4 protein-coding genes are annotated in these 2,934 nt (G+C 59.6%); 3 read left to right on the forward strand and 1 reads right to left on the reverse strand.

The window, feature by feature from the left end; translation table 11 throughout:
* Positions 1 to 192: hypothetical protein (locus ABX749_RS28060; protein WP_372898940.1), on the forward strand; the 192-nt coding region annotated here is incomplete at its 5' end.
* A 284-nt stretch (positions 193 to 476) separates the two neighbouring features.
* Here ABX749_RS28060 and ABX749_RS28065 read toward each other — a convergent pair.
* Positions 477 to 1,334 (reverse strand): formyltransferase family protein, encoded by an 858-nt coding sequence (locus ABX749_RS28065; RefSeq protein WP_145221288.1) that lies wholly within the window; start codon positions 1,332 to 1,334, stop codon positions 477 to 479.
* Positions 1,335 to 1,448: 114 nt separating this feature from the next.
* On the opposite strand from ABX749_RS28065, the gene ABX749_RS28070 reads away from it, so the two are divergent.
* On the forward strand, positions 1,449 to 1,889 hold the full coding sequence (locus ABX749_RS28070; RefSeq protein ID WP_372898941.1) for a YkgJ family cysteine cluster protein: 441 nt from the start codon (positions 1,449 to 1,451) through the stop codon (positions 1,887 to 1,889).
* A gap of 133 nt (positions 1,890 to 2,022) precedes the next feature.
* Positions 2,023 to 2,934, forward strand: a 912-nt coding sequence (gene hisS, locus ABX749_RS28075) for a histidine--tRNA ligase (RefSeq protein WP_372898942.1), incomplete at its 3' end; no start/stop codon positions are given.

Genomic DNA, 2,934 nt, shown 5'->3' on the forward strand with positions numbered 1-2,934 from the left:
CATTGTGGATTGCAGTGGGACGACGCCTGTCTTCAATTTCATTCCAACGATCGCGCCGTGCACACGCCGAGTAAGTGGCAGGTGCGTCAACCGATGTACCGATCCTCGGTGGAAAAATGGCGTCGCTTTGAAAAGCACTTGTCGCCGATCGCCGACAAAGTGTCAGCCGAAATCGCCGCCGAAGTGGCGTGAGCTTCGCTGCTTGCGACGGCGGTGGGTGCACTCGTAATTCGTGTCACCTTGCGTTTCGGGCGAGGCGGTCGTGGGCGAGGCGGTAGTGGACGAGGCGGTAGTGGACGAGGCGACGAGTCCCTAGCCAGTGGACGAGGCGACGAGCCCCTAGCCAAGATGCCGACTGCAGCGGACTCGTCGCCTCGTCCACTACTCGGAAATGGAGCAGCGGACTCGTCGCCTCGTCCACTACGTGGAAATGGAGGAGCGGACTCGTCGCCTCGTCCACTACGCGGAAATTGATCCTAGCCGCGTTTGCGAGCGGTGACGCGGTGGAAGTGCAATTGGACTTCGCGATCGACGACGCGTCGGACGCCTTCGGCCAGACACGCCGGTTCGTTTTCTTTTTCGCCGCGGGCGATGATGGTTTCCAGGCTGGTGCCCGGATCGACGCTGAAGGTGCGTTGATTGATCGTCTGGTTTCCCGCATCGAGTTCGGGAATGATGAAATGGCAGGTCGCGCCGTAGGTCAGCATGCGGGCGGCAAAGGCATCATGGTAGGGGCGAAATCCGGGAAAGCCCGGTAGCAGCCCGTGATGAAGGTTGATGATGCGACCACCGGCGAATTGCCAGCAGGTGCTCGGCGGCAGCACGCGCATGTAGCGAGCCAGGATCACGTAATCGACATCGTACTGATCCAACAGGCGAATCATTTCGGCATCGTCGGCTTTCCCGGTCTCGTCACCGATGCGGTGAAAAGGAACGTCAAATTCCTCGGCCAGTGGAGCGAGTTTCTTGCGGTTGGACAGGATCACCGAGGCTTCGGCGGCGATCCGCCCGTCACGAATCGATTCCAGGATCGCCCGAGGGGTGTGTTCGACGTAGGTGCAGCAGATCGCCAGCCGGGGCGTTTTTCGTCGGTCCGGGCTCCACACCCGGATCGCCAATCCGGTGTGGTCGCCAATTTGTCGCATGGCCGACTGGAGCGTCTCGAAATGTCCCTGATCGATGGAAATCCGGCACAACATCGCGAACAACTGTTCTTCGTCGTGGTCATACATCTGGATTTCGCTGATCCGTGCCCCCTGACCGGTGACATAGTGAATGATCGGATCGGCCAGCCCGACATTGTCAGGCCCGAGTGCAGTGATGACGACTTCCATTAAACTGATTCCTCTGATATCCACATTGTCGCTCGAAAACCACTTTTGTTCCATCCCAGCCCGGAAGCCGTGAACGCACCACCCCCCGCCAGCCCCGCCGCGTTACCGATTCGTATGAAACGCGATCAAGTGCCCGAAGGCGAGAATTTGTGCGATCATTGCACCGCCAAGTGCTGTCACTATTTTGCGTTGCCGATCGACCCGCCCGCCGGCCGCAAGGATTTTGACTATATCCGCTGGTACCTGCTGCACGACAGGGCAACGATCTTCGTGGAAGACCACAGCTGGTATTTGCTCGTCCACACGACCTGCAAACACCTCCAGGACGACCACCGATGTGGCATCTATGAAACCCGACCTCAGATTTGTCGCGATTACACCACCGACGAATGCGAGTTTGATGACGATTGGTGCTACGAACAGTATTTCGAGACTCCCGAGCAACTCGACGAGTATGCCGACGCGCTGTACGGGCCCCAATTTCCGGCGCCCGATCAGGACCCGAAAGACTCGCTGCGGAGCCGGCGCCCGAGTGGATTGCCGGTGGTGAATTAAGGTCGGTTTTGCAACTTCGATCATGACCCCATCGCGACCCGCGGGCGCCGTCACCTGATCGCTCGTCTGCTCTGGCGGCTCGTCGGAGCGCGTCGCGCCACATTGTCCAACAACAACCCTCAACCCGATGTCATTGATTAAACCACGAACGCTGAACGGATTTCGCGATTACTTGCCGGCGGTCATGATCCCGCGCGAACGATTGATGGAAACCGCGCGCGGCGTGTTTCGTTCCTACGGCTTCGCGCCGATCGACACGCCGACGCTGGAGTACTTGGAGATCCTGACCGGCAAGGGCAGCGATGAAACCGACCGACAGATCTACCGCTTTGAAGACAACGGCGGGCGGGCCGTCGGCATGCGGTTTGATTTGACGGTTCCCTTGGCGCGTTTCGCCGCTCAACACATCAACCAACTCGGCACCCCTTTCAAACGGTACCACATCGCTCCGGTGTGGCGCGGCGAACGGCCTCAGGCCGGTCGGTATCGCGAGTTCGTGCAATGCGACTTCGATACGATCGGGACCCGTAATGTGATGGCCGACATCGAAACCGTCGCCGTGATCAACCGTCTGCTCAGCTCGATCGGATTCGACGCCTTCACCATCAGCGTCAACAACCGCGCGGTTCTGACGGAGTTGCTGCGTCATCTGGATCTGGCCGATCAGAGCGTCGCCGTCCTTCGCTGCCTGGACAAGCTCGGCAAGATCGGGCGTGAAAAGGTTGCTGCGGAGATGTGCGAGGTTGCCGACGTGACCGCTGCCCAAGCCGACAAGGTGTTGCAACTGGCCGAACTCGATGGCGAAGCCGAGTCGATCTTCGAAGCGCTGCCGGCGATCACCGGCGGCAATGACGAAGCGTTGCTGGCGATCGATCGATTGAAAGACGTGTTCACCGGCGCGCTCGCCGCCGGTGTTCCACGCGGCCGGATCAAAATCGACGTCTCGATCGCACGCGGGTTGGATTATTACACCGGCGTCATCTTCGAAACCACGCTGAATGATTTGCCGTCGATCGGTAGTGTCTGTAGCGGTGGCCGATACGAC

Origin of the sequence: Stieleria sp. (assembly GCF_041595215.1) — a bacterium.
Lineage (GTDB): Bacteria > Planctomycetota > Planctomycetia > Pirellulales > Pirellulaceae > Stieleria > Stieleria magnilauensis.

Excerpts from the sequence above, each read along its gene's own strand:
- ABX749_RS28065 (WP_145221288.1), bottom strand. The coding sequence starts at position 1,334 with ATGGAAGTCGTCATCACTGCACTCGGGCCTGACAATGTCGGGCTGGCC.
- ABX749_RS28070 (WP_372898941.1), top strand. The coding sequence starts at position 1,449 with ATGAAACGCGATCAAGTGCCCGAAGGCGAGAATTTGTGCGATCATTGC.